The following is a 25608-nucleotide window of genomic DNA, read 5'->3' as shown; positions in this document are numbered from 1 at the left end:
GTTTACAGCCCCTTGGAGGCGACGTACTCGACGAGGTCGACGAGCCTCTGGCAGTAGCCCCACTCGTTGTCGTACCAGGCCACGACCTTGACCATGTCCCCACCGATCACCATAGTGGAGGGGGCGTCCACAATCGACGAGAACGTCGTGCCCTTGTAGTCGCTGGACACGAGCTCCTCGTACGACACGTCGAGGATCCCCTTCATCGGCCCTGCCGCGGCGGCCTTCATCGCCTCGTTGACCTCTTCGACCGTGACCTCGCGCGAGACCTGAGCGACAAGGTCGACGATCGACACCACGGGCACCGGCACCCTGAGCGCGAACCCGTTGAGCTTGCCCTTCAATTCCGGCAACACCAGCGCGACCGCCTTCGCGGCCCCGGTCGTGGTGGGTATGACCGACAGTGCGGCCGCCCTCGCGCGCCGGAGGTCCTTGTGCGGCAGATCGAGTACCTGCTGGTCGTTGGTGTAAGCGTGAACCGTGGTCATGAGTCCCTTCTTGATGCCGAAGTTGTCGTGGACCACCTTTGCAACGGGCGCGAGGCAGTTCGTGGTGCAAGAGGCATTGGAGATTACGTGGTGGGACTTCGGGTCGTATTTGCCCTCGTTGACGCCCATGACGATGGTTATGTCCTCGTTCTTGGCCGGCGCGGAGATTATGACCTTCTTCGTCCCAGCGGGTGTGATGTGCGCCTGGGCTTTGTCCTTGTCAACAAACCTGCCGGTGGACTCGATAACGACGTCCACGCCCATGTCCTTCCACGGAATGGTCGCCGGATCTTTCTGGGCGAAAACCTTGACCTCTTTGCCGTCGACGAAGATCGAGCTCTCGGAAGCGGTCACCTTCGCCGGAAGGGTCCCATAGTTTGAGTCGTATTTCAGGAGGTGGGCCAGGGTCTTCGCATCCGTGATGTCGTTGACGGCCACGACGTCGAGCCCGGGCCGGCTCTTCGCGATCCTGTAGAAGCGCTTGCCAATGCTGCCGAATCCGTTGATTCCAATCCTTACTGCCATCCGGAATTCCTCCCCGCTGGAAATCCATCTCTGCTCTATTATGCCCCGCACCGGGGCAACCCGCAACTGCGGGAATTGTAAAGGATTTGTTGAGCCCGCGGCGGCGTGCGAACGGCGGCATGCGTGAGGAACAGGGTCGCCGGGAGACACCGCAAGCAGGGATCGCTCCCTGCTCACAGTTGGTTGCAGCGCCTGCGGTATTGAAGTATCGATGCGTCCCACAATTCGTGTTTACTTAGCGAAACAGCCACAGCCCCGGCAGCCAGAGCCGACTTGATATCCGCGAGCGACTCGATGAGGCCGCCCGCAATCACCGGGCAATCCACCTTGGACACAACCGTGGAGATAGCTCTCGGAACGACCGCGGGCAGGACCTCTACCGCACCCGGCCGCGCGGACCTGGCCGAGGCTATACCGGTCTTGACCGCCAACGAATCGAGCATGAACAGGCGCTGTATTGTTACCAGGCCCTCCTTCGCCGCCAGTGCGATCTGTTGTGTCTTTGTCGTGATCACGCCGTCGGGGCCCACTTCGCGAGTGAGGTACCGCATGCCGGCGTGGTCGCCCGACAGTCCGGAGACGAGTTCAAGGTGGATGAAGACAGGTTTGCCCGCGGCCTTGCACTTCCCCACAACCTTCTTCAGATCGCAGATCTCCCCGCACAGCAGGAAAATGGCTCCGATGTTCCGCGAAACGGCGTAGTCGATCGATTCCGGCTCTCGAACTGCGGCTATAACCGGGTTGCCCTTCAGCATCTGTATGAGGCCCATTCCAGTCTCCTCCCCGGCGTGCCGAGCGAATTCCATCCCGCGCTCTCCGTTAAGATTCCGGAACACTCCACGTGGCAACAAGGGGGACGCCCGTGGAAGCGAGGCCCTCGACCAGGACATCCCCGCACTTCACTGGGGGCGACACCACAACCGTCCTGATGACTCGCATACACTCGCCGATACTGCGTTTTGGAATAGCTGAAGCCGTGCGTACCGGTAGCACCTTAACCGGGCCCCTCGTCACTCTCACAGTCGACGTTAGAACCCTTAACGGATTTGCCAATTCTTCAAGGACATAGGTGATCCCTTTGGGACACTCGGCTCCACTTACAAGCGGTGCGCTTTCGGGCATGGACTGCACCGTTATGCGGCAACCGTTCGGGCATACAATGCAGCTGAACTCCCTAGTTTCCACTGCCTACAGGCCCTCCCTGTGCGCGACTGTGCGCGACTGAAACCCTGATCGAGCCGCACTCAAACGGCACGCTGTCAATGTGCGAGGCCGCGAGCGGGATCCTGACCATCTCGCCGGGGCGAACCCTCCTGCGTTTGTGCGTGGCCAGTACCCTGTCATTAGTAGCGACCTCGACGACGGCGTGGTCGATCACCTCTGTGACCCTCAGGTCCAGGGTGACGGTGTTCACTCCGGCGCTCGACACCCGCTGGGGGACGACACTCCTGACGCGGTCGCCGCCTTTCACGTCGATCCAGCGGCCAACTCTCGCGCTGCGCCGGCACGCAAACGCGGCGGCCTCGCGCCCGGCCACGATCGCCTCGTCGCTGACGTTATCCACCAGGTCGTTGACGTGGACGACGTTGCCGCAGGCGAACACGCCCGGCAAAGACGTCTCCATGTATTGTGTGACAACGGCCCCCCCCGTCTTCGGGTCAATCGCTATGCCCGCCTCGCGGCTGAGCTCGTTCTCGGGGATCAACCCAACTGAAAGGAGCACGGTGTCGCACTCGATCACTCGCTCAAGTTGACGAGCTGGTCTCAGGTCCGGCCCTACCCCGGCCACTTTCACCCATTCAACTCGCCTGCGGCCCCCGATCTCGGTTATGGCGTGCGAGAGGAGAAGAGGGATCCGGTAGTCCTCGAGGCACTGGACGACGTTACGCATGAGTCCACCGGGGAACGGAGCGATTTCTATAACCCCTTGCACTTCCGCACCCTCAAGGTGCAGGCGCCTCGCCATGATCAGCCCGACGTCGCCGGAGCCGGCTATCACGATCCGCCTCCCGGGGAGATAGCCCTCTACGTTGATGAGTCGCTGGGCGGTTCCGGCAGTCCACACGCCCGACGGCCTTGTGCCCGGGATCGCCAGGGCGCCACGAGTCTTCTCCCTGCACCCCATGGCAAGAACGATCGCCTTGCCCCGGATTTCCTCGACCCCGCGCGTGGCGCTCACCACCTTGACCCGCCCGTCCGCGTTGAGAGACAGGGCAAACGCGCCGGTACGCTGCTCCACGCCAAGCTCACGTACCCGCTCTATCCAGCGCTCCGCGTACTCCGGTCCGGTGAGGTCCTCTCTGAAGATCCGCAGGCCGAAGCCGGTATGTACGCACTGCCGAAGAATCCCCCCAAGTTCGGCGTCCCGCTCCACGATGACCACCGACGAGGCTCCCGCTTCCATCGCGGAACACGCCGCCGCAAGGCCCGCCGGGCCGCCACCCACCACGACGACGTCGTAACAGACAGACGGCATGCCTGTCAGTCCCCCCAATCTGCGACTGCTTCAGGCCTGGTGAGACCGGCAACGAGCGGGGACCCCGGTTCGCTCTTGAGAAGGCTTTCGGCGGCCTGGCCCATCTCCTGTGCCGTGATGGACAGGATCCTGGGGGTGCAGAAACCGCCCTGGCAACGCCCCATGCCGGCACGAGTCCGTCTCTTGATACCGTCCAGGGTCAGGGCGCCCACGGGGCCCCTGATCGCCGCCAGGACTTCGGCCCTAGTCACGGACTCACACCTGCAGACTATGTGTCCGCAGTCCCGGTCTCGCTCGACGGCGGCGCTTCTTTCAGCGTCGCAAAGCCCGGCGAATCGCCACGGGGGTTTTCTCTCGGGGTTGAACGCCGGGTTAGGGACCGTTCGTAACCCCATTTCGCGGAGGATTTCCACAACGAGAGGCGCTATCGCCGGTGCGGCCGACAACCCGGGCGACTGAATCCCGGCCACGTTTACGAGACCCCGCACCGTAGTGCTGGGGGTAACCACGAAGTCGCCTCCCTTTTCCACGGCGCGGAGACCACTATACTGGGTAATTGGGGGCAAAGCGCCGTCCACCGCGGGTACGAGTCGCGCGGCCCCCGCCAGGACCTCCCTGAGTCCGGCGGCGGTGGTGGCCGTGTCCTCCTTGTCCCGGATATCCTCGGCGTTCGGCCCAACGATGATGTTACCGTCGATGGTCGGGGCCACGATTATGCCTTTGCTCACCTTGCTCGGCACCGGAAACACGACGGTGCGTACGAGTGCCCGGGCGGACTTGTCCAGCACGTGGTACTCGCCTCGCCTTGGCCTTATGCCGAGAGAATCGTCACCTGCCAGCCTCGCAACCTCGTCGGCGTGAAGGCCGGCTGCGTTCACGAGGTAGTCGCACCCGAACTCTCCCAACGGCGTTGCTACCGCGCGAACCGCTCCCCGGTCTACCAGCACACCGGTGACCGGGCAACCCCTGTAGAGCGCCACGCCGTTGGTCACTGCGTTCTCGGCCGCCGCGATGGCAAGCCGGAACGGGCAGGTGATCCCCGCCGTCGTCGCATGGAGCGCCGCCACCGCCGCCCTGTTAAGGTTGGGTTCAAGCAGGAATAGCCTATCCCCATTGATTACCTCAAGGCCCCTCACCCCGTTGAGCCGTCCGCGCTCCACCAGTTCCTCCAACGCCGGGATTTCCTCCCGCTCCACGGCGACTACGAGGGAACCGGTTTGGGCAAACTCCACCCCCAGCTCTTCAGCCACAGATGGAAACAGGGCAGTGCCCTTGACATTGAGAGACGCCTTGAGCGTGCCCGGCTCGGCGTCAAACCCCGCGTGTACTATCGCGCTGTTGGCCTTGGTGCTCCCAACACCGACGTCGAGCTCCTTCTCGAGTAGTGCGACTTTGAGGCGGTACCTCGACATCTCCCTGGCGATCATCGTTCCAACGATGCCGCCCCCGACAACCACCACGTCATACTTGTTACCGGCATTGCCCTGTCGCATGAGTCAACCCCCGTCAACGCTGGGACAAGAGAGAAAGAGGCCACTCCCGAGTGTTAGCCCGGTAAGCGGCCTCTCCGAGTCTCCTGGCCACGTTCCTATGCTTTTTGGCTACGGCAGCCAGTTGCTGCTACTAGGAACCCGCCTGCTCCCATCCCGCGGCTCTCTGGACCGCGCGCTTCCAACCCGCGTACATCTTGTCGCGGGTGCCTGCCTCCATGGCCGGGTCGAACCCCGCGTCCACCTTCCACTTCTTCGCCACCTCATCCAGACCGCTCCAGAACCCCACGGCCAGGCCGGCGAGGTAGGCGGCGCCAAGAGCGGTGGTCTCCGTTATGACCGGACGCTCCACCGGCACCCCAAGGATGTCGGACTGGAACTGCATGAGGAGGCCGTTCTTCACGGCACCGCCGTCGACCCGCAGCGCCTTCAGCTCGATGCCCGAGTCGGCGGTCATGGATTCGAGCACATCCCGCGTCTGGTAGGCGATCGACTCAAGCGTCGCCCTCACAAGGTGCTCTCTCGTGGTGCCACGCGTAATGCCGACGACGGTGCCTCGCGCGTACATATCCCAGTAAGGCGCGCCAAGCCCGACGAACGCGGGGACCACGTATACGCCGCCTGAATCCGGGACTTTGGCGGCGAGATCCTCCGACTCGGCGGCGCTGGAAATGACGCGCAGCCCGTCGCGCAACCACTGCACTGCCGCGCCGGTAATGAATATGCTGCCTTCCAGCGCGTATTCGACCTTACCGTTGATGCCCCAGGCGATAGTGGTCAGGAGGCCGTGCTTTGACGGGACGGCCTTCTCTCCGGTGTTCATGAGCATGAAGCAGCCGGTGCCATACGTGTTCTTCGCCGTGCCCGGCTTGAAGCACGTCTGTCCGAACAGGGCCGCCTGCTGGTCACCCGCGTCGCCGGAGATCGGTACCACCGCTCCGAATACGTCCGCCACCGTATGCCCGTAGACCTTGCTCGAAGGCAGTGCCGCGGGCAGCATCGCCGCCGGAATACCCATCTCGTCCAGGATTTCCTTATCCCACTTGAGCTCGTGGATGTTGAACAGCATGGTCCTGGAGGCGTTCGAATAGTCGGTGACGTGGACCTTCCCGCCCGTCAGGTTCCAGATGAGCCAGGTGTCGACGTTGCCGAACAGGACCTCGCCCTTTTCGGCCTTCTCGCGGACGCCGGGGACGTTGTCGAGAATCCACTTAACCTTGGTGCCGGAGAAGTACGCGTCCACGACGAGCCCCGTCTTGGCACGTATCTTATCGGCCCATCCCTTCGCCTTGAGGTCGTCGCAGATTGGGGCGGTCCGGCGGCACTGCCACACGATCGCATTGTACACCGGCTTTCCGGTGGCCTTCTCCCAGACGACGGTGGTTTCGCGCTGGTTCGTGATGCCTATCGCCGCGATCTCGCCGGGCGTGATCCCGTTGTCCGCGAGCGCCTTCCTGGCGACCTCGAGCTGCGTTCCCCAGATGTCGCCCGGCCTGTGTTCCACCCAGCCCGGCTTTGGGTATATCTGTTCGAACTCCTTGTTGGCGAACCCGACGGCGGCGCCGTCACGGTCGAAGATGATCGCCCTCGAACTCGTCGTGCCCTGGTCAAGCGCCATTACGTACCTGCCAGCCATAACGCACCTCCTCAGCATCAGTAGATTGCGGGGACAATTCGCCTGGAACGGGCCGGGGCCGCGGTCTTGCGTACGCGGCCCGCCACAGCGCTCAAGCCAACAGTACGACCACCGTCGTCAGGATTGCGATCGCGAACGCCGGCGGGTCGATGTGGCTGTCAACGTTCTTGTTCAGCAGGTTTCCTCCGAAATCCCCCAGGAGGAATCCCAAAGCGCCGAAGAGCAATCCCATCCAGAGGTTACCGAACCCCGCCGCTGCAACTGCCGCCGGCAGGGCAATGTGGTGGGTTGCCGGCACATCAAACCCGGTCTGCGCGAAAATGAGCGTAGCTGCGCTTATTCCGAAGCCAATCACCGCGCTGCCGGTCGCGGCCGAAGCATACGCCGACAGGAACCCGAGCGAGGCCGACATCAGCAGGTTAGCGGCCAGGCTATTGCCGGCCGGGAAGAGGCTCTTGGGCTGGTCGCTCTTGCCGAACAGGCCGGTCTTGCCGAATACCAGCCGCGCGATGCAGCCTGAGAGCACTACACCGATAGCGATGTTATCGCTGGGGCACTTGATGGTATTCAACGCCGTGGTTATGAGGTGGCCTATGACGCCGAATACCCCGCCGACAAGAAGAACGGAGAACGACTTCGTCTTGATCAGGGCCACCCTGAGGTCGCAGCCCGACGGGACGAGGCCGACCTTAGCGGCGTAAGCTGCCGCGGCAACGCCAGCACCAAACGACACGTTGGGTCCGAAGTATTGACCGAAGGCAATGGTGTCGAGGATTACGGGCTTCCCTCCGGCAATCGTCGTCGCCACGCCGATTAACACCAGGAATCCTGTGAATATGAACGCCGGTAGAGCTCCGATTGTAGCTCCAAAAACGCCGCCTCCGAATACTGCCATCAGGACTCTGGGATCAAGATTCACTCAAATCACCACCCTCGCTGTTCTTGAACGGGGACACAGTGCGCGGAACTGACTCGGTGTCGGCTCACCACCCCCTCCGGGGAAAATAAAATGTCCCATCCATCCCGCTTATCGCAGGATGAATGGGACTCTCCGATTGCTCTCCGTCCCTAGTTATACGGTTGTCGCTATATTCTCTTATACGACTACGACGACCGTGTCAATTTTCCTTCCGCCGGTGGAAAAATCTTGCGAGCCAACCGCGTCAATCCCTGACGTCCAGGTAGCACCAGGTAGCAATAAGCGCGACGCCTGTGGAGGCCAAGTCCGGAGCGATTACGTCACCTACCGAGATCGGGGGCAGGACGGCCAGCCGGTCGATCGCGGCCATACAATCCGGTATTCTGGCCTTCGGAACGGCGGCGGCCGTCCTCCGACCCCGCCATGCCAACGGATTTGCCGTAACGGTTCCTGTCAACCACAGTACGGCCGGACCCCATCGCGGAAGGTATTACCCACCCGCCAGAACGAACAGCCCGGCATCGCGCCGGGCCCCAGAGACTGCTTCCATAATGACGCAGGTTCCTGGTTCAGCCTGCCATGACTCGCTCGAGGAGGCCCCGCACCGCCCTGTACGGCTCCAGCCCTTCATACAGCACGCGGTACAGCGTGTCGAGTACCGGCGCCTCGTGGGGCGAAAGCCGGCCGTCCGACTCAAGCTGCGCCAGCAGCGTATGAGCATTGCGGGCGGCGGGATAACCCTCCACCGTGAGGCCCTCGGACTTCATCTGCTCGACGGCGACCACAACGTCAACTCCCCACCCGATCTGCTCGCCGAGCACCCTGTTGCGCCCGGCCTCCCCCGTGAGTTCCAGGTCCCCCGCCCCGGCGAGGCCGAACGCGGTCCGCGCATCGCCACCCATGGCCTCAACGATTCTGGCCATCTCCAGAACAGCGTATGTCATGAGTCCACCCTTCGCGTTCTTGTGCGGCGTCCCGCGGCCATGATCGAACCCCTCACACAGCCCCAGGCCTATGGCGTATACGTTCTTCAACGCCGCGCACAATTCGACCCCGGCGAGGTCATCGCTCACTTGCACGAGGTACCACCGGTTCCTGATGAGTCCCGCGCAGAACTCGGCGGATTCTGGCCTCTTCGAGGCATATACCACCGGCGTAAGCGACCTCCTTGCGACCTCGGCCGCTTTGGAGGGCCCTCCTACCGCGACGATGGGTACAGCCTCCCTGAAGCCGGTTGGGAGCAGGCTCTCGAGGATCTCGGGGAGTATGACGATCTTCCCATCGCCGCGCGGTTCCAGGCCCTTTGAGACGGTGATGACCGTCATGCCAGGGCGGATGAACGGAACCACGCGCGCGAATACCTTGCCCAGCGCGTACGAGGATATGGCCATGAGTATCACGTCGCTACCCGACACGGCCTCCGCCAGCTCGCAGACCTTGAACGTCCGCACGCCGCCGGGGATGGGCGCCTTGAGTACAGGGTGCACGCCGCCCGCCCTGATAGAGTCGATTATCTCGCCGTCGAGCTCGGTCCCCCACAGATTGACGCGGCGGCCGTTATCGCTCAGCGGCACGGTGAGAGCGCTCCCCATCACGCCCGCTCCGATGATCGTTACCTGGTGGGTCGTGTCGACAGGCAATCGAGTCACTCCTTGTATCCTTTGAGTATGAGACTCTTCTCTTGCTCTGTATTAGCAGAATCTGGTTTGCGATTTGGGGTGCCCTCTGGGACAATCCCGGTAGAACCGGTGTGGGGCAGTTCTGAGTCACTCTGCCACCAGAAGGCTTTCGAGAGACTGCTCCCCGGGCCCGGAGCGCGCATCTTACGCGCGGGTTGCGCCTCCCGGCGGGGACGCCCCCTTTAGCAAGGGGCCCCTGCACTGTCCCACCAGGATGAGCGCTCATGGGCAAGGTTGCCGTTACTCCGGGCGCCCGAGGGCACCCCAAAACCTGTTCTCAACACAACCCCCGAAAGGAGGTGAACCCCCTGTCCAGAACGCTCTTCGTCGGGATCGACCTCGGCTCCGAAGATAACGTCGTCTGCGTCATGGATCCCGCCGGCGACGACCTCGCCCGTTTCACCGTCTCCAACGACCTCCCGGGAACCGAACGCCTCGTCGAGAAAACCCTCGACCTCGTTCGGGCCACCGGCTCGGACACCGCCAGCATCGGCATGGAGGCCACGAACCTCTACTGGTGGCATCTACACCAGGCTCTCTACGATGACCCGGGCCTCAAGGCCATCGAAGCAACCGTCACCGTCATAAACCCCAAGGTCATCGACGGCTTCAAGCGACTCTATCCCGACATGGCCAAAACCGATAAAATCGACGCCAGGGTAATCGCAGACTGTCTCCGTTTCGGGCGCGTAAAGCCCAGTCCACCACCGGACCTCCGCTTCGCGCCTTTGCAGCGCCTTACCCGCTATCGCTACCACCTCGTCCACACCTTGACCAACGAGAAGAACCGCGCCCTCAGCCTCATCTTCCTCAAGTTCTCTACCTATGCCAAGGGCTGCCCCTTCTCCAACGTCTTCGGTAAGGCCTCCCAGGCTGTCCTCGAAAACCTCACGCCTGACGAGATCGTCCAGCGCCCCTTGCCGGAACTCGTATATCTCATCGCCCAAAACGGCAACAACCGCCTCAAGGATGTCGACCATATGGCCCAGATCCTCAAGAACATCAGCCAGAGAGCCTATCGCCTCCATCCCAAGATGCGCGACGCGGTGGATACCGCCCTGGCCATGTCCCTGGAGACCGTTCGCTTCCTCGAAGCCCAGGAGTGTAAACTCAACATCGTCATCGCCCGGGACCTTCAGGCTATACCACAGACCCTCGACACCGTCCCAGGTATAGGCCCCGTCTACACCGCGGGCACGATCGCCGAAGTCGGCGACGTCCACCGCTTTCCAGATGACGATGCCCTTGCCAAGTTCGCCGGCCTTACATGGCGCAACCACCAGTCCAGTAAGTTCGCCGCCCAGGACCTGCCCCTGACCCGCTCGGGCAACTTCTACCTCCGTTACTACCTGGTCCAAGCCGCTAACTCCGTCAGAGTGCAGGAACCGGAGTTCGCTGCCTTCTACCAGCGCAAGTACAACGAGGCCAGCCATCACCACCACAAGCGGGCCCTCGTCCTACAGCGCGAAAACTGGTCCGCCTGGTCTTTGCCTTGCTAAGCAAAGGCCAAGTTTACCGCGAAAGGAGGCTCCGCTCCTCTTAGGGGTTGTCAAGGTACAAATCGTCTTCTTCTACCTGGAACCAGCTTCTGCCAGTTCCGGGACGCTATCTTATTGCCCATCGTCCCACCACTGCTTATGCAATCCCTAATGATCACCCATTTTCTGCCATTGACATTTCACCGCGGGTCTTGCGATACTTGCGGTCCAATTCGTCAATGGCGGCAACCTTCGGAGCGGATGATCCGCCGGCGAATTCCGACTCGAGCCACGCGGCCAGTACCGACTTCGCGAGATCAGGTCCAATGACCCTCGCGCCCATCGTTATGATCTGGGCGTTGTTGCTCTTTCGGGCGCGCTCGGCCGAGTATGTGTCGTGGCAACAGGCTGCGCGGATGCCGGGGACCTTGTTCGCAGAGATCGCCATCCCGATGCCGGTGCCGCATACGAGCAGCCCGCGGTCGAAAGCCCCACCGCGTATAGCCTCGGCGACCCTCGCCGCGACCTCGGGGTATAACACGGGCGCCCTGTCCGCGGGCCCCAGGTCCTCACACTCAACCCCCGACTGCTTTAGATATTCCTTGAGCATCTCCTTCAGGTCGAAGCCGACCTCGTCACTACCGACCGCGATTCTCACGTGAACACCCCCGGTAAGTGGTCGCCAGCAGCCCCCTATTTCACGTGCTTCAAGATCTCGTCGATGGCCTTGTCCATCCCCATCCGGGTGAGGAACGGAATCCCTCTCACAACCGGGATACTCGTCTGGAGTCTCTCCGGACCGATGACGACTATCACGTCCGGTTTCGCCGCCTCAAGGTTTACTTCCCAAAGGTTCTCGGCCTTGCATTCCACCTCTACACCGCGATCGGCGCAGAGCTTCCGGATGAGTTCCGCGACCGTGTTCATGCGGTTCTTGGACGTGCCCGACGCCACTAGTATCTTCGCGGGCATGTCTCTCACCCCCAGGTAGTACTCATCTCCGCTTCAACACATCACAGGAGTCCGGCCACCGTCGACCACGATTATCTGGCCGTTGATGTAACCCGAACCCGGCGAGGCCAGGAACACGACGATTTCGGCGAGCCTACCCCCGGTTACCTACTTGAATGTGCGGCCGCCGTCGAGGATGAACACCTGGCCCGAGATATACCCCGCGAGCTCGGACGCAAGGAAGGCTACCATGTAACCGACGTCCTCGGGCTGCCCCATGCGGCCCACCGGTATGTCTTTGACCAGCGCCTGCCCGTGTTTCTCTTCGGGGTAGCGTCCCAGCAGGAAGGAATGTTCATCACGCGTTCGCCTCGCTCCGGTCAGGCACTCGCGGGCTATATCCGGTGGCAAAAGGCTGAACGGTATTTTCTCTCTCCCTCCGGTTGGCGATAGATTCGACTACCGACGGTCAGTCAGCGCCGTTACCTACCAAACCACTGCCTTATCTGCGCCTCTGTGGGGATTTTACCCTCCATCTTCTTCACCCCGTCGATCATAACGGCGGGGGTCATCACTATGCCCCGATCGATTATTTCGTCCAGTTCGGTCACGTGAATAATCTCGGCGTCAACCCCGATTTTCTTGATCGTCTCGGCTATCAGCTCCTCCGTCTTCTTGCACTTCGGGCACCCTACCCCAAAGATCTCCACCTTCACGCCACCACACCTCCCCGCGCATTCTCCGGCGAACCGTCACCCTGCGATCGCTCCGAACAGCATACCGCTGATCGTAGCCATGACTACCACCAGGGAGACGTACGCGAACGTCTTCTTGAATCCGAGCACGCTGTTTATCACTATCATGGTCGGAAGGCTCAGTGCGGGGCCCGCCAGAAGCAGCGCCAGCGCCGGTCCTTTTCCCATGCCGGAACCGATGAGGCCCTGGATTACCGGTATCTCGGTCAGCGTCGCGAAATACATGAACGCGCCTATTATCGAGGCGACGAAGTTCGCCAGCAGCGAGTTTCCGCCGACCACCGCCGCTACGTACCTGGAGGGCATCAGCCCGTTGTCTATGCCAGGCCTACCCATCAGCAGCCCGGCCACCAGGACGCCGCCGAACAGCAAGGGGAGTATCTTCTTCGCAAAGTCCCACGTGGAGTCCTTCCAGGCCACGAGCTCGTCGCGTCTGAACCACGCCTTGAGGATGTACCCGAGGAACGCCAGGATACCAACAACGAGATACCACTTCACCAGGTATACGTCGTAGAAGAAGCCGATCCTCTCGGCCGGCTTTCCCCACGCAGCAAACACCAGCATCGCCACGAGCGTTGCGAAGTACGCCGTTGTCTGACCCAGGGTCCTGTCCCCGGGCTCAGCAGCCGCGCTGCTCTCGAAGCCCTTCTGGCGCTCCGTCTCTTCGTTCCTGAATATGGCGGCCATTAGCAGTCCTATGACCACCGAGAACAACACCGCCCCGATGGCCCTGGCCAACCCTATCTGCCAGCCGAGAACTCTGGCTGTCAGTATTATGGCCAGCACGTTAATGGCAGGTCCTGAATAGAGAAAGGCCGTCGCCGGACCGAGTCCCGCTCCGCGCTTGTAGATCCCCATGAAGAGGGGCAACACGGTGCACGAGCACACCGCAAGGATCGCTCCCGAAACCGCTGCTACCGCGTATGCGAGCCACTGCTTCGCACCCTTCCCCAGGTACCTCATCACCGAACGCTGCGATATGAAGTTCTGCATGGCGCCGGCTATGAAGAACGCCGGGACCAGGCAGAACAACACGTGTTCCCTGGCATACTCCTGCAACATATGGAACCCCTCGAGTATGGCAGCCTGAACCCGGGGGCTTCCGAGAGGTGCGAAGTACGCAGCAAGGAAAACGCCGACGATTACAGAGAACCTGTAAACTTCAGACATGTCCAATCACTCCTCACTCTTGCGAATCACTCTTGCGAAGCGCCGGTTGGTTCCGCCCCTGCGCATGCCTCGACGCATCTGAACTCCGTCCCGGACCCCGCTTCAATTCGCTCTATACACTTCATGAACCGATAGGCGCACTTCATTTTGAGCTCGTATGTCACCTTGAGTCCTTCTTTGGAGCACTTGACTATCCCAACGGACTTGAGCACTCCCAGATGCTTGGAAACGGTAGACTGGTCAAAACCCAACCTGTCTACAAGCTCGCAGACGCACTTGCCCCCTTCAGTGGCGAGTATTTCAACTACCTTCAGCCTCGTCGGGTGCCCGAGCGCCTTAAACACCGCTACCTGGGCGTCGCTGAGGGATACCTTCACCATATCTCCCAACCCTTTCATAATCGACTGCCTCTTGAACCGACCATCGCCCTGACTGCCGTCAATGAGTATATTACTATATGGCCATAAAGGAATCAAAAATTCTTGCTCACGGTCATTCCTCCTGGGAACCTGGATGGCTGGCAAACTGCAATATAACCGTCAAGGCCCGTGGCCCCGTGCACGGCCCTGACTTCCCTACTACTTGACACCAGCCTGAGGACGATACATACTTATGACAGATAGGTGCATTATGCATGTATCAGCTGCACGCTTGTAGGAAGGTATCCGCACGGGAGGCACACCCTTGAGCCACCATCGCGAAGACAACGCCGACAACGTGACTCACGAAACTGACTGCGGTTGTGGCCGGCACAGCGGGGGCCGGCTGCTGGAGGCGTACCTGTTGCTCCTGGTGGCGGAGAAGCCGCTGCACGGCTACGAACTGGCCTTGCAGCTCCATTCCGATTTCTTCCTTCCGACGTGCGCCCCGGATGAAGCCACTGTGTACCGGAACCTCAGGCGCTTGGAGGAGCAAGGGTTCCTGGCTTCCTCGTGGGATACCGAGGGAGGGGGCCCGCCGCGACGCCGGTACGAGATCACCCCGAGGGGACTCGAAACGCTGCGTTCACGGGCGCGCGATATCGAGGAACGGCGTCGCAGGCTGACCTTATTTCTTGAGAGGTTCAAGTCAATACCGTACCCCCCGACTGGCGGGGGGAGCGAAAAAGAAGGGTAAACCTATGATATTCACCGCTGTAATCTGGCTGCTGACAGGGGTTTTCCTGGCGTGGTCCTGGGCGAAGGATCGGGGCAAGACCCGGCAGGCCCTCATGAAATCCTGGAAGGCATTCGCCGGAATACTTCCCGATTTCGCCGGCGTTCTGCTGCTCATCGGTCTGGCCCTCGCCCTCCTGTCTCCCGCGACGATAAAGTCGCTGGTAGGTGGGCAGACGGGCTTCTGGGGGATGTTCCTCACGTCCATTGTGGGTGCAATAACCCTGATACCGGGCTTCATTGCTTTCCCGCTCGCGAAATCCCTCATGAACCTGGGCGCCGGCGTCAGGCAGATTGCGGTGTTCATATCCACGCTTATGATGGTAGGCGTTGTCACGGCTCCGATGGAGATGAAGTACTTCGGTAAGAGGGCTACACTCATTAGAAATATCCTGGCGTACGCGTTCTCGTTTATCACGGCGTTCGTAGTCGGGGTGGTGGCGGGATGAGCAGGCTGGCGCGTTACAGGTTCCCGATCTTTATGCTGCTGCTGAGCGCCTGCGTCTCGCTGGCCATGCCCCACAAGGCGGGCGCAATACTATCGAACACCCTCGGCAACTTCGCGGAGATGCTGTCGATTATCCCGCCCATATTCCTTCTTCTCGGCCTGATGGACGTGTGGGTTCCGAGGGAGACTTTCGTCAAGTACATGGGCGACCGGTCGGGGATAGTTGGGATAGCGCTGGCGGTCTTTATAGGCGCCTTTGCCGCGGGGCCTCTCTACGGTGCGTTTCCCGTGGCGTCAATGATGCTCAGAAAGGGAGCCTCGTTTTACAACGTTATGGTCCTCCTCGGAGCCTGGTCGACGCTCAAGATACCGATGTTCCTTTTCGAAACCGCGTCGCTGGGGGCGAGGTTCTCCGTAACACGCTGGACAACCAACATCCCGGTCATCCTCGTGATATCACGGCTGATAACCGCGATGCTCGGCCAGGAGGAAGTCGATTCGATCACGAGAAAACAGTACGAAATGGAAAAGGAAGGCCCGGGACGCCCCGGACGAGGTCGCTAGTATCTCTTCCGCCTGGCGGAACTCGAGATGCCAAGTTCCTCGCGGTACTTGGTGACCGTCCTCCGCGATATCGATATCCCGCGCTTGGCGAACATCATGGCGATCTTCTGGTCGCTGAGAGGATTCGAGGTACTCTCCCCGCGGATCATCTCCTCGATCATCTTCTTGATCGCCTTCGACGAGATGCTCCCGCCGCCAGTGCTGGCCACGCCGCTGTTAAAGAAAGACCTCATCGAGAAGACGCCGTGCGGCGTCTGCGCGTACTTGTTGGCCACCGCGCGGCTGACCGTGGACTCGTGCACGCCGATCATGTCGGCAACCTGCCGCAATGTCATTGGCTTCAGGTGCCTCGTGCCGTAGTCGAAGAACTCCCTCTGGATCTTCACGATGCTCTCCATGACGCGGTACAGGGTGAGTCGCCGCTGTTCGATGCTCTTCAGCAGCCATAGCGCCGAGTTGAAGCGGTTCTCGAGGAACTTGCGTGTCTCGCCGTCCTTCGCCTCGTTCATCAGGAGCCTCCTGTAGAACGGGCTTATCGTCAGGCGGGGGAGCATCGAATCGTTCACGATGACCACGTACTCTCCGCAGACTCGCTCCACGACCGCGTCGGGGATCACGTAATTGGTCTCATCCGCCCCCGCGAAACGCCTGCCGGGCTTGGGGTCAAGCGTCCGGATGAGGTCCGCCGCTTTCTGCACGTCCTGAACGCAGCACCCTATCTCGTTGGCAATCCTGGTGTACCGGCCGGCGGCCAGGTCTTCGAGGTAGTCTGAGATGATAATCCTCGCCGGCGCGTTATTGCACTCCAGGTACTCCATCTGGAGCAACAGGCATTCCTTCAGGTCCCGCGCGCCTACCCCGACGGGGTCGAAGCTTTGTATCAGATTCAGCACGCCCGTGACCTCGTCCATGTTGTACCCGAGGTGTATTACGACATCGTCAAGCGTGCACCTGAGGTAGCCGTTCTCGTCTATGTTGCCTATCAGGAATTCGCCTATCTCCCGCTCGCGGCCGGTAAACACGCTCAGGCACAGCTGGTCGAGGAGGTATTCGTTCAGCGTCGGCCCCCTGGGCACGAAGTAGTCGAACGGCGACCGGTCTTCATCGCGCCACCTGGGGATGTACCCGGTGTCGCTGGAGTCGTTGAAGTACTCCAGCCAGTCGAGGGTTTCGGGGGTGTCCTGGTTCTGGGCGCTCTCCTCAGCGGGCTCCTCTTTCGATTCGAGTAGCGGGTTCTGCATTACCTCGTCCGCTATGTAGTCGGTCAGGTCCATGGCGCCCATCTGAAGAATGGTTATGGCCTGGCGGAGCTCGGGAGTCATTATGAGTTTTTGCGTCTGCTGCAGGTTGAGCGCGTAGCTCATTCTCATGGGGTCCACTCCCAGTCTCTCTGGCACATACATATTCGATGACCAGGCTACGAAGCCGGAGTCTTAAAATAAGTAGTTCGACATGAACGGGAGAAAACCTGCGTGGGTGGATGGGGGTCAGTCCGTGCTCAGCTTGCGGGCTCGCGCATTCACGGCCAGCACGTTGAGGGCGGTCATGTGCTCGACGGTCTTCCTGACGGCGCGCTGCACGTCCTCCATAACCCTGTAGACCTGGTGGCCGTAGGATACCGACAGGTCGACGGTGAGCACGACGCCCTCGTCGCTGCTCTCGATCTGCACCTTGATGACGCGCGCCACCCCGGGCGCCTCGCGAGCCGCCCTGGTGGCTATGGCCATGACGACCGAGTCGGCTATCATGAACTTGCCGAGGGAACTGAAGGTGGGACGGACCACTGATTTCTCGATGACGAATGGGTGGTCGCCCGGCTCCGCCCTCCTGCGAAGGAAGAATCTGAGAGGATCGACGAGATAGCCGGAGAATGTCTTCTTGACCTCGAACGTCGGGGCGGGGATCACGTGCTTCCCTTGTTCCCGCCTGATGCGAATCGCCCTCCGCACGTCCTCCTGGCTCGACACCTCGTTAATGTCGATAATCCGGCAGGGCAGCGGAAGGTTCAGGGCTTCGACGATCTTGTCGACCATCTCACGGGACGTCCCGAGTATGAGGAGTCTTTTCGGGTTGAGTTCCCTGATCCTGGTTGATACCTCGATGGCGTCGGCGGGGTCTGAGAATATGGCCCTCCGGACGGCGCCGAGCATGGTGGCCTCCCGCTTTGCTGACCGGCCCGCGAGTATCTTGGAATCCTTGATGAGCAGGCCGTCGTCAATGATGAGATCCACGCCGAGGTCGTGAGCCACGAGGGACGCCCTGTAGCTCTTCCCCGTCCCGCTCGAACCGATCAGGGCCAGGACTTCCATCAATTCACCCCCGCGGAACAGTATTATTCTTCCGGAGCGGGGGTTATCCTGCCCGGGCGGGACGCCGGGCCGTTCCTGGATCGGGTAGGAGGCGGAGTTGCCCCCGCCGTCCTCCCACACCACCGGACATGCGGTTCCGCATCCGGCGGTTCATGAAACACATTGGATATAGTGTAGATGATCGAGCAGTGACACGAGTCCCATCTGGGTGTAGTAGGATTTCGGAAAAGCTTGGTTCATGTGGTGGGCGCCTGAGTTCCACCAGGGGCCTCGGCCATTGGCAGCTGACTTCCGCGCCCGCTCCTCCGTTAATCCCCGCTTCATAAGGTTCTTCGCCCGCGTCCATGGACGCTTCCATTGACGCCAGAGAATGCATCGCAGCCTCCGCCGTATCCAGCCATCGAGTTCTTCAAATGCACCCTTCGACTCCACGTGCCGGAAGTAATTCGTCCAGCCCCGCAGTATCGGGCCAAGTTCCTCGATAAGCTGTCCAAGGCTCCGTCCTCTGGCTTCCCGAAGAATTCCCCTGAGGTTCGCTTTCATCCGTTCCACCGACGCCTCCGCCACTTTCAGGCGCGGCTTCCGGTGAAACGTCATCGAGTACCCCAGAAACTTCCGGTTCCACGGGCGGTCTACCGCACTCTTATCCGCGTTGACCTTCAGCCTCAGCCGCCTCTCAAGAAACCTCGTCAACGAGGCCATCACACGCTCTCCAGCTTTCTCCGACCGCACGTACACGTTTCCATCGTCGGCATAGCGGCAGAACGCGTGCCCTCGCCTCTCCAGTTCCTTGTCCAGGTCGTCAAGCAGGATGTTCGATAGAAGTGGCGAAAGTGGCCCGCCCTGCGGTGTACCCTCACGGCGCGCCGACACCAGACCCCCTTCCATCATCCCCGCCTGAAGATACCGGCGGATAAGCCGTAATACCCGCTTGTCCTTGACCTTCCGCGCCACCCTCGCCATCAGGATGTCGTGGTTCACACGGTCGAAAAACTGAGCCAGATCAAGATCGACCACCCAGCGTCTACCCTCCGCTACGTATGACCGCGCTCTGAGTACCGCCTGGTGTGCGCTCCGGCCTGGCCGGAACCCGTAACTCGATTCGGAAAACCCAGGGTCAAATACGGGCGTCAGTACCTGCTGCAGCGCCTGTTGAATCAGCCGGTCCACTACCGTGGGAATGCCCAACTTCCGCTTCCCTCTCCCACCGGGCTTCGGTATCTCCACTCCCCGTACGGGTGACGGTACGTACCGCCCTGTCAACAGTTCTTCCCTGATTCGCGGCCAGCGCTCGCGAAGGTATGGCATCAGCTGGTCCACGGTCATCCCGTCTACCCCAGCCGCCCCCTTGTTACCCTTCACTCGCTTCAACGCCGCTATCATGTTCTCGCGTTCGACCACCGCTTCCATCATCCGCTCCGCTTCCGGTTGGGAGGTCCCTCCCCTTGCCGTGGCGCTTGACGCACCCGTCCCCTGCTCTCGCGGATTCCGTCCGCTACCCTCGGGGCGGGATTCGGGCATCTCAGCCATACTGTCTGCGTCTCCTGTCGCCATCGGAATTCAAGTCTCCCATCCCATGCTTCATGTTCAGGCCTTCGGTTCGGTCGATGAACCTACTACGCCCTCTGCTGACTCCTGCCAGCCTATCTGACCGCCTTTCAACGGCCATAGCTCATGGCCAGCTAGCAGGCCTCCCCGGGTATTGCGCGTCCACTTTCACGCTTATGCCCGCCGCATCTACGTCCACGCTTTCCGTACAGGTATCGGGCTTTGAAGATAGTTGCCTCCTCCCCCAGCGTGACCGCCTCGTATGCGGTTCCTGTTCGTCAGGCCAGCGCTTGCCTGCGGCTTCCTCCAGATTCCACCTCACAGTGGACACCCTTGCCGTCCGGCTAACAGTTCCCCCTGTCGGGCCTGTATGGGACTCTCACCCACTAGTGAACGCGCCCTGCCGGGCGCACAACGATAAAGAGGCGGCTTAGCCGCCCCTTGCGAGTAGTTCGCGTCCTGTTGGCCCCGAATCTAGCTCCTGCCTTTGTCGCCGCCGGTCCGCTCGTCAGTCATCCCGCCGGTCGCGGGAGTGCCGGGTGTCCGCTTCTCGTCAACATTACCGCCGAATGTCGCCCCGCCCGGCGACGGGGAGACCCGCTTGCGCTCATCGATGTCCCGGTTGAGATCTTCACCTGTCTCGTACCGGTACCTGTTGACGTCGAACGCGGAACGACCTTTACGGAACTTCTCGGGCATGCCATTCACCTCCGCTTCTTACCCGCGGAGCTTAGTCTTGGGTGATAATCCTTGCATTATTAGTGGGGGTTCATGGCAGCCGCGCCAGGAGTCTCTCCGCCTCCTCTATCTGCTTCCTGACCCTCGCGGGCGACGTTCCGCCCGGCGAGTTTCGCCTGTTCACGCACGCCTCCGGGGTAAGGGACTCGAATACATCGGACTCGAACCCGTCAAAGAAGCCGCGGAACTCCTCGAGCGTCAGCCCGCTCAAGTACACCCCGCGGTCGATGCAGTGCCGCACGATGCGACCCGTTATCTCATGCGCCCTGCGGAACGGCACTCCCTTCCTCACCAGGTAGTCGGCGACTTCGGTCGCGTTTGAGAAATCGGCCGAAACGAACGCCCTCATGCGCTCCTCTTTCACAGTCATCGTTTCTATCATACCCCTGCATACCGCAAGGCACGACGTCACAGTGTCGGCCGCGTCGAACAGGCGCTCTTTATCCTCCTGCATGTCCGAGTGGTACGCAAGCGGTAGGCCCTTCATCGTGGTTAACAGCGCGATCAGGTCCCCATAGACCCTTCCTGTCTTCCCACGTACGAGCTCGGCGACGTCGGGGTTCTTTTTCTGGGGCATGATGCTGGAACCCGTGGAGAATGAGTCGTCCATCTCGACGTATCCGAATTCAGTGGACGACCACAACACGAGTTCCTCACAAAGCCTGCTCAAGTGCATCATCACCGCCGAGCAGCAGAAGACGAACTCGACAATGAAATCCCTGTCGGCCACCGCGTCCATGCTGTTCCTGAACGTGGCTTGGAGCCCCAGTTCACGTGCGCTCATCTCGGGATCGATGTCGAAGGTAGTGCCTGCCAGCGCCCCCGCTCCAAGTGGGCTTATCGAGGCACGTCCGGCGCAGCCCGCCAGCCTCTGCCTGTCGCGCCCGAGCATCCAGAAGTACGCCATCAGGTGGTGCGAGAACAACACAGGCTGCGCGCGTTGGAGGTGGGTGTACCCGGGCATGATGGCGCCGAGATGCGCCCTGGCTTTCGCGACCAGCGCCTTCTGCAGCGCGACCACGGCGCCCGATACCGCCTCCACCTGGCCCAGCACATAGAGCCGCGAGTCGAGCGCCACCTGGTCGTTCCTGCTGCGCGCGGTGTGGAGTCTCCCTCCGGCCTCGCCGATCTTCTCGATGAGGCGTCGCTCGATGTTGAGGTGGATGTCCTCGTCCTCGACGCGGAACTCGAACCGCCCTTCGTCTATCTCCCTGAGGATCTCCTCGAGGCCACGGACGATTCGGTCCGCATCCTCTACCGGTATGATGCCTCGGGATGCGAGCATCCTCGCGTGAGCGATGCTCCCCGCGATGTCTTCCCTGTAAAGTCGCCTATCAAAAGAAATGGAGGAGTTAAACCCCTCCACCATTTGATCGGTCGGTTTCGTAAAACGGCCGCCCCAGGCCTTCAACTGACTCCCCCCATCAGGCGCCGCTCTCGTTGCCGTCCCGCCGTCAGCAGTCGGCAGCCCCGCAGTACACCTTCTTGCCGCTCTTCGCCGGAGCATCGCCGGAGTCCTTCGACGCAGCCACCGCTCTGTTCACCGTGTAGTACACCTTGGTCGGCAGGCCCCAGATGTCGATGAAGCCCTTAGAGGCCTCGTGGTCGAAAGCATCCTGCTTGTCGTAGGTCGCCAGCTTGTAGTTATACAGAGTATACGGGGACTTGCGGCCGACCACCATGCAGGAGCCCTTGTGCAGCTTCACCTTCACCACGCCGGTTATCGTCTTCTGCGTCTCGTCGATGAATGCGTCCAGCGCCGCCTTCAAGGGCGAATACCACAGGCCGAAATATGTCATCTCGGAGTACTGCTTGTCGATGAGCGGCTTGAACTGGAACACCTCGCGCGGCAGGTTGAACGACTCAAGGTCCCTGTGCGCGGTTATCAAAATGATCGAGCCGGGGCACTCGTAGATCTCGCGGGATTTGATCCCGACGAGCCTGTTCTCGACCATGTCGATGCGGCCGACTCCGTGCTTGCCACCGAGCTCGTTCATCTTCATCACCAGGTCAACCGGCGCATACGGTTTGCCGTTGATGGACACGGGAATGCCCTTCTCGAACCCTATCTCTATGTACTCAGGCTCATCCGGGGCCTTGGCGGGGTCGACCGTCCACTGGAACGCGTCGGCGGGCGCCTCTTCCCACGGGTCCTCGATCTTGCCGCACTCTATGCTGCGGCCCCACAGGTTCTGGTCGATGCTGTACGGGCTCTTCTTGTCGACCGGCACGGGTATGCCGTGCTTGTGGGCGTACTCGATCTCTTCTTCCCTCGACATCGGCCATTCCCTGACCGGCGCGATCACCTTGATCCCCGGGTTCAGCGCCGACACCGATACGTCGAACCTGACCTGGTCGTTGCCCTTGCCCGTGCATCCGTGCGCGACCGCGTCGGCGCCCTCCTTCTCGGCTATCTCGACCAGGACCTTTGCAATGAGCGGCCGGGACAGGGAGGCTGTCAACGGGTATTTGCCCTCGTACAGGCCGTTCGCCTTGAGCGCGGCGAATGCATAATCCTTTACGAAGTCTTCCTTGGCGTCGACCACGTAGACCTTGGAGGCCCCGATCGTCAGCGCTTTCTTCCTGATGAACTCCAGGTCCCTGCCCTCACCTACATCGCACGTGAGAGCGATGACCTCGGCGCCGTATTTCTCCTGGAGCCATTTTATTGATACAGATGTATCGAGCCCTCCAGAGTACGCCAGCACTACCTTGCTCACCGGAACCCCTCCCCATTTGGATGGCATAAGTATACACCCCCACTGACTATCTATGCAATGGGGTGTATGCTAGTACTCGCTGCGCTTTTTCCGTTTGGGCGGAACCGGATTACCCTACTTCCCTATCCTCCGTGAAGTCGAACACGACCTCATCACCATATTCGATGTCAAGGCGTTCCCGAACCCTGGATGGTATCGTGATTTGACCCTTACTGGTGACCTTAGACCGTAGCAGTGGCAACTGGACACAACCAGGAGCTTCGAGCCGAATTTTGTTGAGGAAACTACTGCCGGAACAGGCTACCTGTAGGAATAGCGCCGAATGCTGGAGAAATTGCTGTAATAATGGAACCTCATGCAGGTTTTACCGTCTCTACCTGTGGGGGTCGCAAGGAGGTCCGTGTGCGAATTGCGTAGGAGGCTCGTTTTTTCGTGTTTCACACTGTGCCTGGCGCTGCTGCTCACCGCGGTGTGGGGAGCCGGCGCGGCGCTGGCCGCCACCGTCACGGTCAACCAGCCCAAGGTTAACGTGCGTTCGGGGCCGGGTACCACCTACTCGAAGGTTGGTGAGGCGAAAGCGGACGAACGCCTCGAGGTGCTCGAAACCAGGGACGAATGGATCAAGGTGAGGCTACCGTCCGGAAAGGACGGTTGGGTATGGTCGCCGCTTGTCGACAGTGAAATGGCGGACGACACCACGTTCTTCGTGGTCACCGTCGACAGGGCGAACGTCCGGAAGGGGCCGGCGACATCCGAGGCGCTCCTGGGTTCGGTTTCCAGGGGGGCAACCCTCCGCGCGACGGCCCAGCGTGGAAAATGGGTCAAGGTCGCGTGGGAGTCCGGCTACGCCTGGATATATGCCCCGCTTGGCCAGCTCAAGACGCTCGATCCGGCCGACCTCCTGGTGGGCAAGGTGGAGCGCACTGTCTACGTGAACCGCGCCAATACACCCGTCAGGTCCTGGCCCGGCAGCACGGCAAACGTAATAGCAAGGCTGGGAGCCGGCGCCACGGCGAAGTACGCCGGCAGTGAATCGGGCTGGGTGCAGGTTCAGTGGAGTGGCAAGAGCGGCTGGGTCGAGGGCAAGGACGTGAGGGTGAACAATGCCGCCCCGTTTCTCAAGTCCGTGAATTACGACATAACCGACGACGAGTGGAGTATCAGGCCAAGCATGTTCGGTAAAGTGAAGGGGACGTTCGTGAACCTGAGGAACGGCCCGGGCACGAACCACAAACAAATTGGGAGGCTCAAGGGAGGCCAGGTGTTCAAGATTCTGGGGTCGCAGTCCGGCTGGTACCAGATCACCACCGACACGGGGCAAACCGGCTGGATCAGTTCGTCCCTGGCCCAGGTGACGTACACGCCGGTGATCCGCAGGGTCTCACTCCGCGCTTCCTCGGCGTACAGGAAAGACCTCGTCATCGAGGGTTCGTTCGGTTCTCCTCTCGTGAGACAGGTGGAGGGTGGCAAGACCCTCGCGGTATGGGCGCAGAACAAGGGCGGAAGCCCGTCAAAGCTGGATCTGAACGCGTTCGAGCTCGGGACGATATCTCTCAACGAGAACGGCGTGCGGGTCGATTTCACCGAGAAGCCCAGCCTGAAGGTGGTCGAGTCGAAGCCGGGCCGCGTGGTGGTCAGCCTCGAGACCACCGTCACGGGGGTGACTGTCGAGAAGAAGGCGGGCCGCGACGTGGTATCGGTGTCCACGCTTGGATACGTCGACCCATCTCTCCGCCCGCGCGATGGTGGGGCAGGAATCGATCTGGTAATCCCCGGGGCCGCGTTGACCGGCCAGCCCGGCGCGGGGTCGCGAGGGCAGTTCATCAAGGCCGTGCGGGCAGGAAGAAACGATAACGGTGTATCGATATCGCTCGACGTGGCATCGTGGAAGAGACACATCGCGAGGCGGTCGCCCAACCTGTTCACCGTGGAGTTCCTCGAGCCCGGACTCGCCGGCAAGACGCTGGTCCTCGACCCGGGCCACGGCGGGCGCGACCCCGGGGCGATAGGTCAGAGGGGCCTCTACGAAAAGGTCCCCAACCTGAAAATCGCTCTGGCCCTCAAGGCTATGCTCGAGCGGGAAGGCGCAAAAGTGGTGATGACCCGCTCCGACGACTCCGGCGCGGAGCCGCCGCAGGGCGAACAGGGCGAGAATGGGCACGCGGGCGATCTCTCTGCCAGGGTGGCGAGGGTGGCCGACTCCGGCGCGGACCTGTTCCTGTCTATTCACAACAATGCGAACGTCGACCGCTCGAAGTCGGGTTCGACCCTGTATTACGCCGCGAGCACGCTCAACGCCGAGGCCTCACGGACGGTGGCGGATGCGCTGCAGTCCGAGCTCGTAAGGGTGCTGGGCCGCGCAGACAACGGCGTGAGGCGCGCCGAGTTCTACGTGGCGAGGACGTGCCCCGTGCCCTCGGTCGTGGCAGAGGTCGTGTTCATAAGCAACGCGGAGGAGGAGTCGCTGCTCCAGAGCGACGAGTTCTGCAGGCGCGCGGCCAGCGCCCTGCTTGCCGGGCTCAAGAAGTACTACTCGTGATCGCCTGGAGGACAACCACCC

At 61.3% G+C, this 25608-nt stretch carries 27 protein-coding genes and 1 pseudogene; 5 read left to right on the top strand and 23 right to left on the bottom strand.

Features of this window, described 5'->3' with window-relative positions:
• Positions 1-2: 2 nt before the first annotated feature.
• The 9 genes from gap to HPY55_14650 all read right to left on the bottom strand — a co-directional run bounded on the left by gap (position 3) and on the right by HPY55_14650 (position 9174).
• Positions 3-1013 (bottom strand): type I glyceraldehyde-3-phosphate dehydrogenase, encoded by a 1011-nt coding sequence (gene gap, locus HPY55_14690; GenBank protein ID NPV71859.1) that lies wholly within the window; start codon positions 1011-1013, stop codon positions 3-5.
• A gap of 173 nt (positions 1014-1186) precedes the next feature.
• Positions 1187-1783, bottom strand: coding sequence for a glycerol-3-phosphate responsive antiterminator (locus HPY55_14685; GenBank protein ID NPV71858.1), 597 nt, complete (start codon positions 1781-1783; stop codon positions 1187-1189).
• 49 nt (positions 1784-1832) lie between these two features.
• Positions 1833-2198: a DUF1667 domain-containing protein gene (locus HPY55_14680; GenBank protein NPV71857.1), complete on the bottom strand. Its 366-nt coding sequence runs from the start codon at positions 2196-2198 to the stop codon at positions 1833-1835.
• Positions 2188-3489: an FAD-dependent oxidoreductase gene (locus HPY55_14675; GenBank protein NPV71856.1), complete on the bottom strand. Its 1302-nt coding sequence runs from the start codon at positions 3487-3489 to the stop codon at positions 2188-2190. The genes HPY55_14680 and HPY55_14675 overlap by 11 nt, the downstream gene beginning before the upstream one ends.
• A 5-nt stretch (positions 3490-3494) precedes the next feature.
• Complete coding sequence (locus HPY55_14670) at positions 3495-4982, bottom strand: NAD(P)/FAD-dependent oxidoreductase (protein ID NPV71855.1); 1488 nt, start codon at positions 4980-4982, stop codon at positions 3495-3497.
• A gap of 130 nt (positions 4983-5112) precedes the next feature.
• Positions 5113-6615 (bottom strand): glycerol kinase GlpK, encoded by a 1503-nt coding sequence (gene glpK, locus HPY55_14665; GenBank protein NPV71854.1) that lies wholly within the window; start codon positions 6613-6615, stop codon positions 5113-5115.
• Positions 6616-6706: 91 nt separating this feature from the next.
• Positions 6707-7534, bottom strand: a complete 828-nt coding sequence (locus HPY55_14660) for a hypothetical protein (GenBank protein NPV71853.1) — start codon at positions 7532-7534, stop codon at positions 6707-6709.
• 244 nt (positions 7535-7778) lie between these two features.
• Positions 7779-7964 carry a DUF1667 domain-containing protein gene (locus tag HPY55_14655; GenBank protein NPV71852.1) on the bottom strand — a complete coding sequence of 62 codons (186 nt, stop codon included), beginning with the start codon at positions 7962-7964 and terminating at the stop codon, positions 7779-7781.
• A 139-nt stretch (positions 7965-8103) separates the two neighbouring features.
• Positions 8104-9174, bottom strand: a complete 1071-nt coding sequence (locus tag HPY55_14650) for a glycerol-3-phosphate dehydrogenase (GenBank protein NPV71851.1) — start codon at positions 9172-9174, stop codon at positions 8104-8106.
• Positions 9175-9521: 347 nt separating this feature from the next.
• On the opposite strand from HPY55_14650, the pseudogene HPY55_14645 reads away from it, so the two are divergent.
• Positions 9522-10756 (top strand): annotated as a pseudogene (locus HPY55_14645) (IS110 family transposase).
• A 110-nt stretch (positions 10757-10866) separates the two neighbouring features.
• Here the strand turns inward: HPY55_14645 and rpiB are convergent.
• The 7 genes from rpiB to HPY55_14610 all read right to left on the bottom strand — a co-directional run bounded on the left by rpiB (position 10867) and on the right by HPY55_14610 (position 13947).
• Complete coding sequence (gene rpiB, locus HPY55_14640; protein ID NPV71850.1) at positions 10867-11349, bottom strand: ribose 5-phosphate isomerase B; 483 nt, start codon at positions 11347-11349, stop codon at positions 10867-10869.
• A 35-nt stretch (positions 11350-11384) separates the two neighbouring features.
• Positions 11385-11663, bottom strand: coding sequence for a PTS galactitol transporter subunit IIB (locus tag HPY55_14635; protein NPV71849.1), 279 nt, complete (start codon positions 11661-11663; stop codon positions 11385-11387).
• Between the two features lie 33 nt (positions 11664-11696).
• A complete protein-coding gene (locus HPY55_14630) occupies positions 11697-11786 on the bottom strand; it encodes an SDR family oxidoreductase (protein ID NPV71848.1) in 90 nt (29 codons plus the stop codon).
• Between the two features lie 24 nt (positions 11787-11810).
• Positions 11811-11921, bottom strand: a complete 111-nt coding sequence (locus tag HPY55_14625; GenBank protein NPV71847.1) for an SDR family oxidoreductase — start codon at positions 11919-11921, stop codon at positions 11811-11813.
• 203 nt (positions 11922-12124) lie between these two features.
• A complete protein-coding gene (locus tag HPY55_14620; protein NPV71846.1) occupies positions 12125-12358 on the bottom strand; it encodes a thioredoxin family protein in 234 nt (77 codons plus the stop codon).
• Positions 12359-12394: 36 nt separating this feature from the next.
• A complete protein-coding gene (locus HPY55_14615; protein ID NPV71845.1) occupies positions 12395-13567 on the bottom strand; it encodes a permease in 1173 nt (390 codons plus the stop codon).
• Positions 13568-13593: 26 nt separating this feature from the next.
• Complete coding sequence (locus HPY55_14610) at positions 13594-13947, bottom strand: helix-turn-helix transcriptional regulator (protein ID NPV71844.1); 354 nt, start codon at positions 13945-13947, stop codon at positions 13594-13596.
• 304 nt (positions 13948-14251) lie between these two features.
• On the opposite strand from HPY55_14610, the gene HPY55_14605 reads away from it, so the two are divergent.
• The 3 genes from HPY55_14605 to HPY55_14595 are packed head-to-tail and all read left to right on the top strand — an operon-like array spanning position 14252 to position 15733.
• Positions 14252-14683 (top strand): PadR family transcriptional regulator, encoded by a 432-nt coding sequence (locus tag HPY55_14605; protein NPV71843.1) that lies wholly within the window; start codon positions 14252-14254, stop codon positions 14681-14683.
• A 7-nt stretch (positions 14684-14690) separates the two neighbouring features.
• Positions 14691-15170: a permease gene (locus tag HPY55_14600; GenBank protein NPV71842.1), complete on the top strand. Its 480-nt coding sequence runs from the start codon at positions 14691-14693 to the stop codon at positions 15168-15170.
• Entirely contained in the window at positions 15167-15733 is a 567-nt protein-coding gene (locus HPY55_14595) for a permease (GenBank protein NPV71841.1), read from the top strand. Before HPY55_14600 ends, HPY55_14595 begins: the two co-directional genes overlap by 4 nt.
• Here HPY55_14595 and rpoN read toward each other — a convergent pair.
• The 7 genes from rpoN to HPY55_14560 form a co-directional block, all read right to left on the bottom strand.
• A complete protein-coding gene (gene rpoN, locus HPY55_14590; protein NPV71840.1) occupies positions 15730-17103 on the bottom strand; it encodes an RNA polymerase factor sigma-54 in 1374 nt (457 codons plus the stop codon). The two genes, HPY55_14595 and rpoN, sit on opposite strands and share 4 nt — an antisense overlap.
• Positions 17104-17220: 117 nt before the next feature.
• Positions 17221-18042 (bottom strand): Asp23/Gls24 family envelope stress response protein, encoded by an 822-nt coding sequence (locus HPY55_14585; protein ID NPV71839.1) that lies wholly within the window; start codon positions 18040-18042, stop codon positions 17221-17223.
• 150 nt (positions 18043-18192) lie between these two features.
• Positions 18193-19596, bottom strand: a complete 1404-nt coding sequence (gene ltrA / locus HPY55_14580; GenBank protein NPV71838.1) for a group II intron reverse transcriptase/maturase — start codon at positions 19594-19596, stop codon at positions 18193-18195.
• 468 nt (positions 19597-20064) lie between these two features.
• Complete coding sequence (locus tag HPY55_14575) at positions 20065-20289, bottom strand: hypothetical protein (protein NPV71837.1); 225 nt, start codon at positions 20287-20289, stop codon at positions 20065-20067.
• Between the two features lie 70 nt (positions 20290-20359).
• Entirely contained in the window at positions 20360-21835 is a 1476-nt protein-coding gene (gene argH / locus HPY55_14570) for an argininosuccinate lyase (GenBank protein NPV71836.1), read from the bottom strand.
• Entirely contained in the window at positions 21783-23075 is a 1293-nt protein-coding gene (locus HPY55_14565; protein NPV71835.1) for an argininosuccinate synthase, read from the bottom strand. The genes argH and HPY55_14565 overlap by 53 nt, the downstream gene beginning before the upstream one ends.
• A gap of 82 nt (positions 23076-23157) precedes the next feature.
• Positions 23158-23283, bottom strand: coding sequence for an AbrB/MazE/SpoVT family DNA-binding domain-containing protein (locus HPY55_14560; GenBank protein NPV71834.1), 126 nt, complete (start codon positions 23281-23283; stop codon positions 23158-23160).
• A gap of 174 nt (positions 23284-23457) precedes the next feature.
• On the opposite strand from HPY55_14560, the gene HPY55_14555 reads away from it, so the two are divergent.
• A complete protein-coding gene (locus HPY55_14555) occupies positions 23458-25587 on the top strand; it encodes an SH3 domain-containing protein (protein NPV71833.1) in 2130 nt (709 codons plus the stop codon).
• Positions 25588-25608: the final 21 nt, after the last annotated feature.

This window comes from Bacillota bacterium (assembly GCA_013178305.1).
In the GTDB taxonomy this organism is placed as follows: domain Bacteria; phylum Bacillota; class Sulfobacillia; order JABLXB01; family JABLXB01; genus JABLXB01.
The sequence above is the reverse complement of the archived record's forward strand: the minus strand, read 5'-3'. Positions and strand labels throughout refer to the sequence as shown.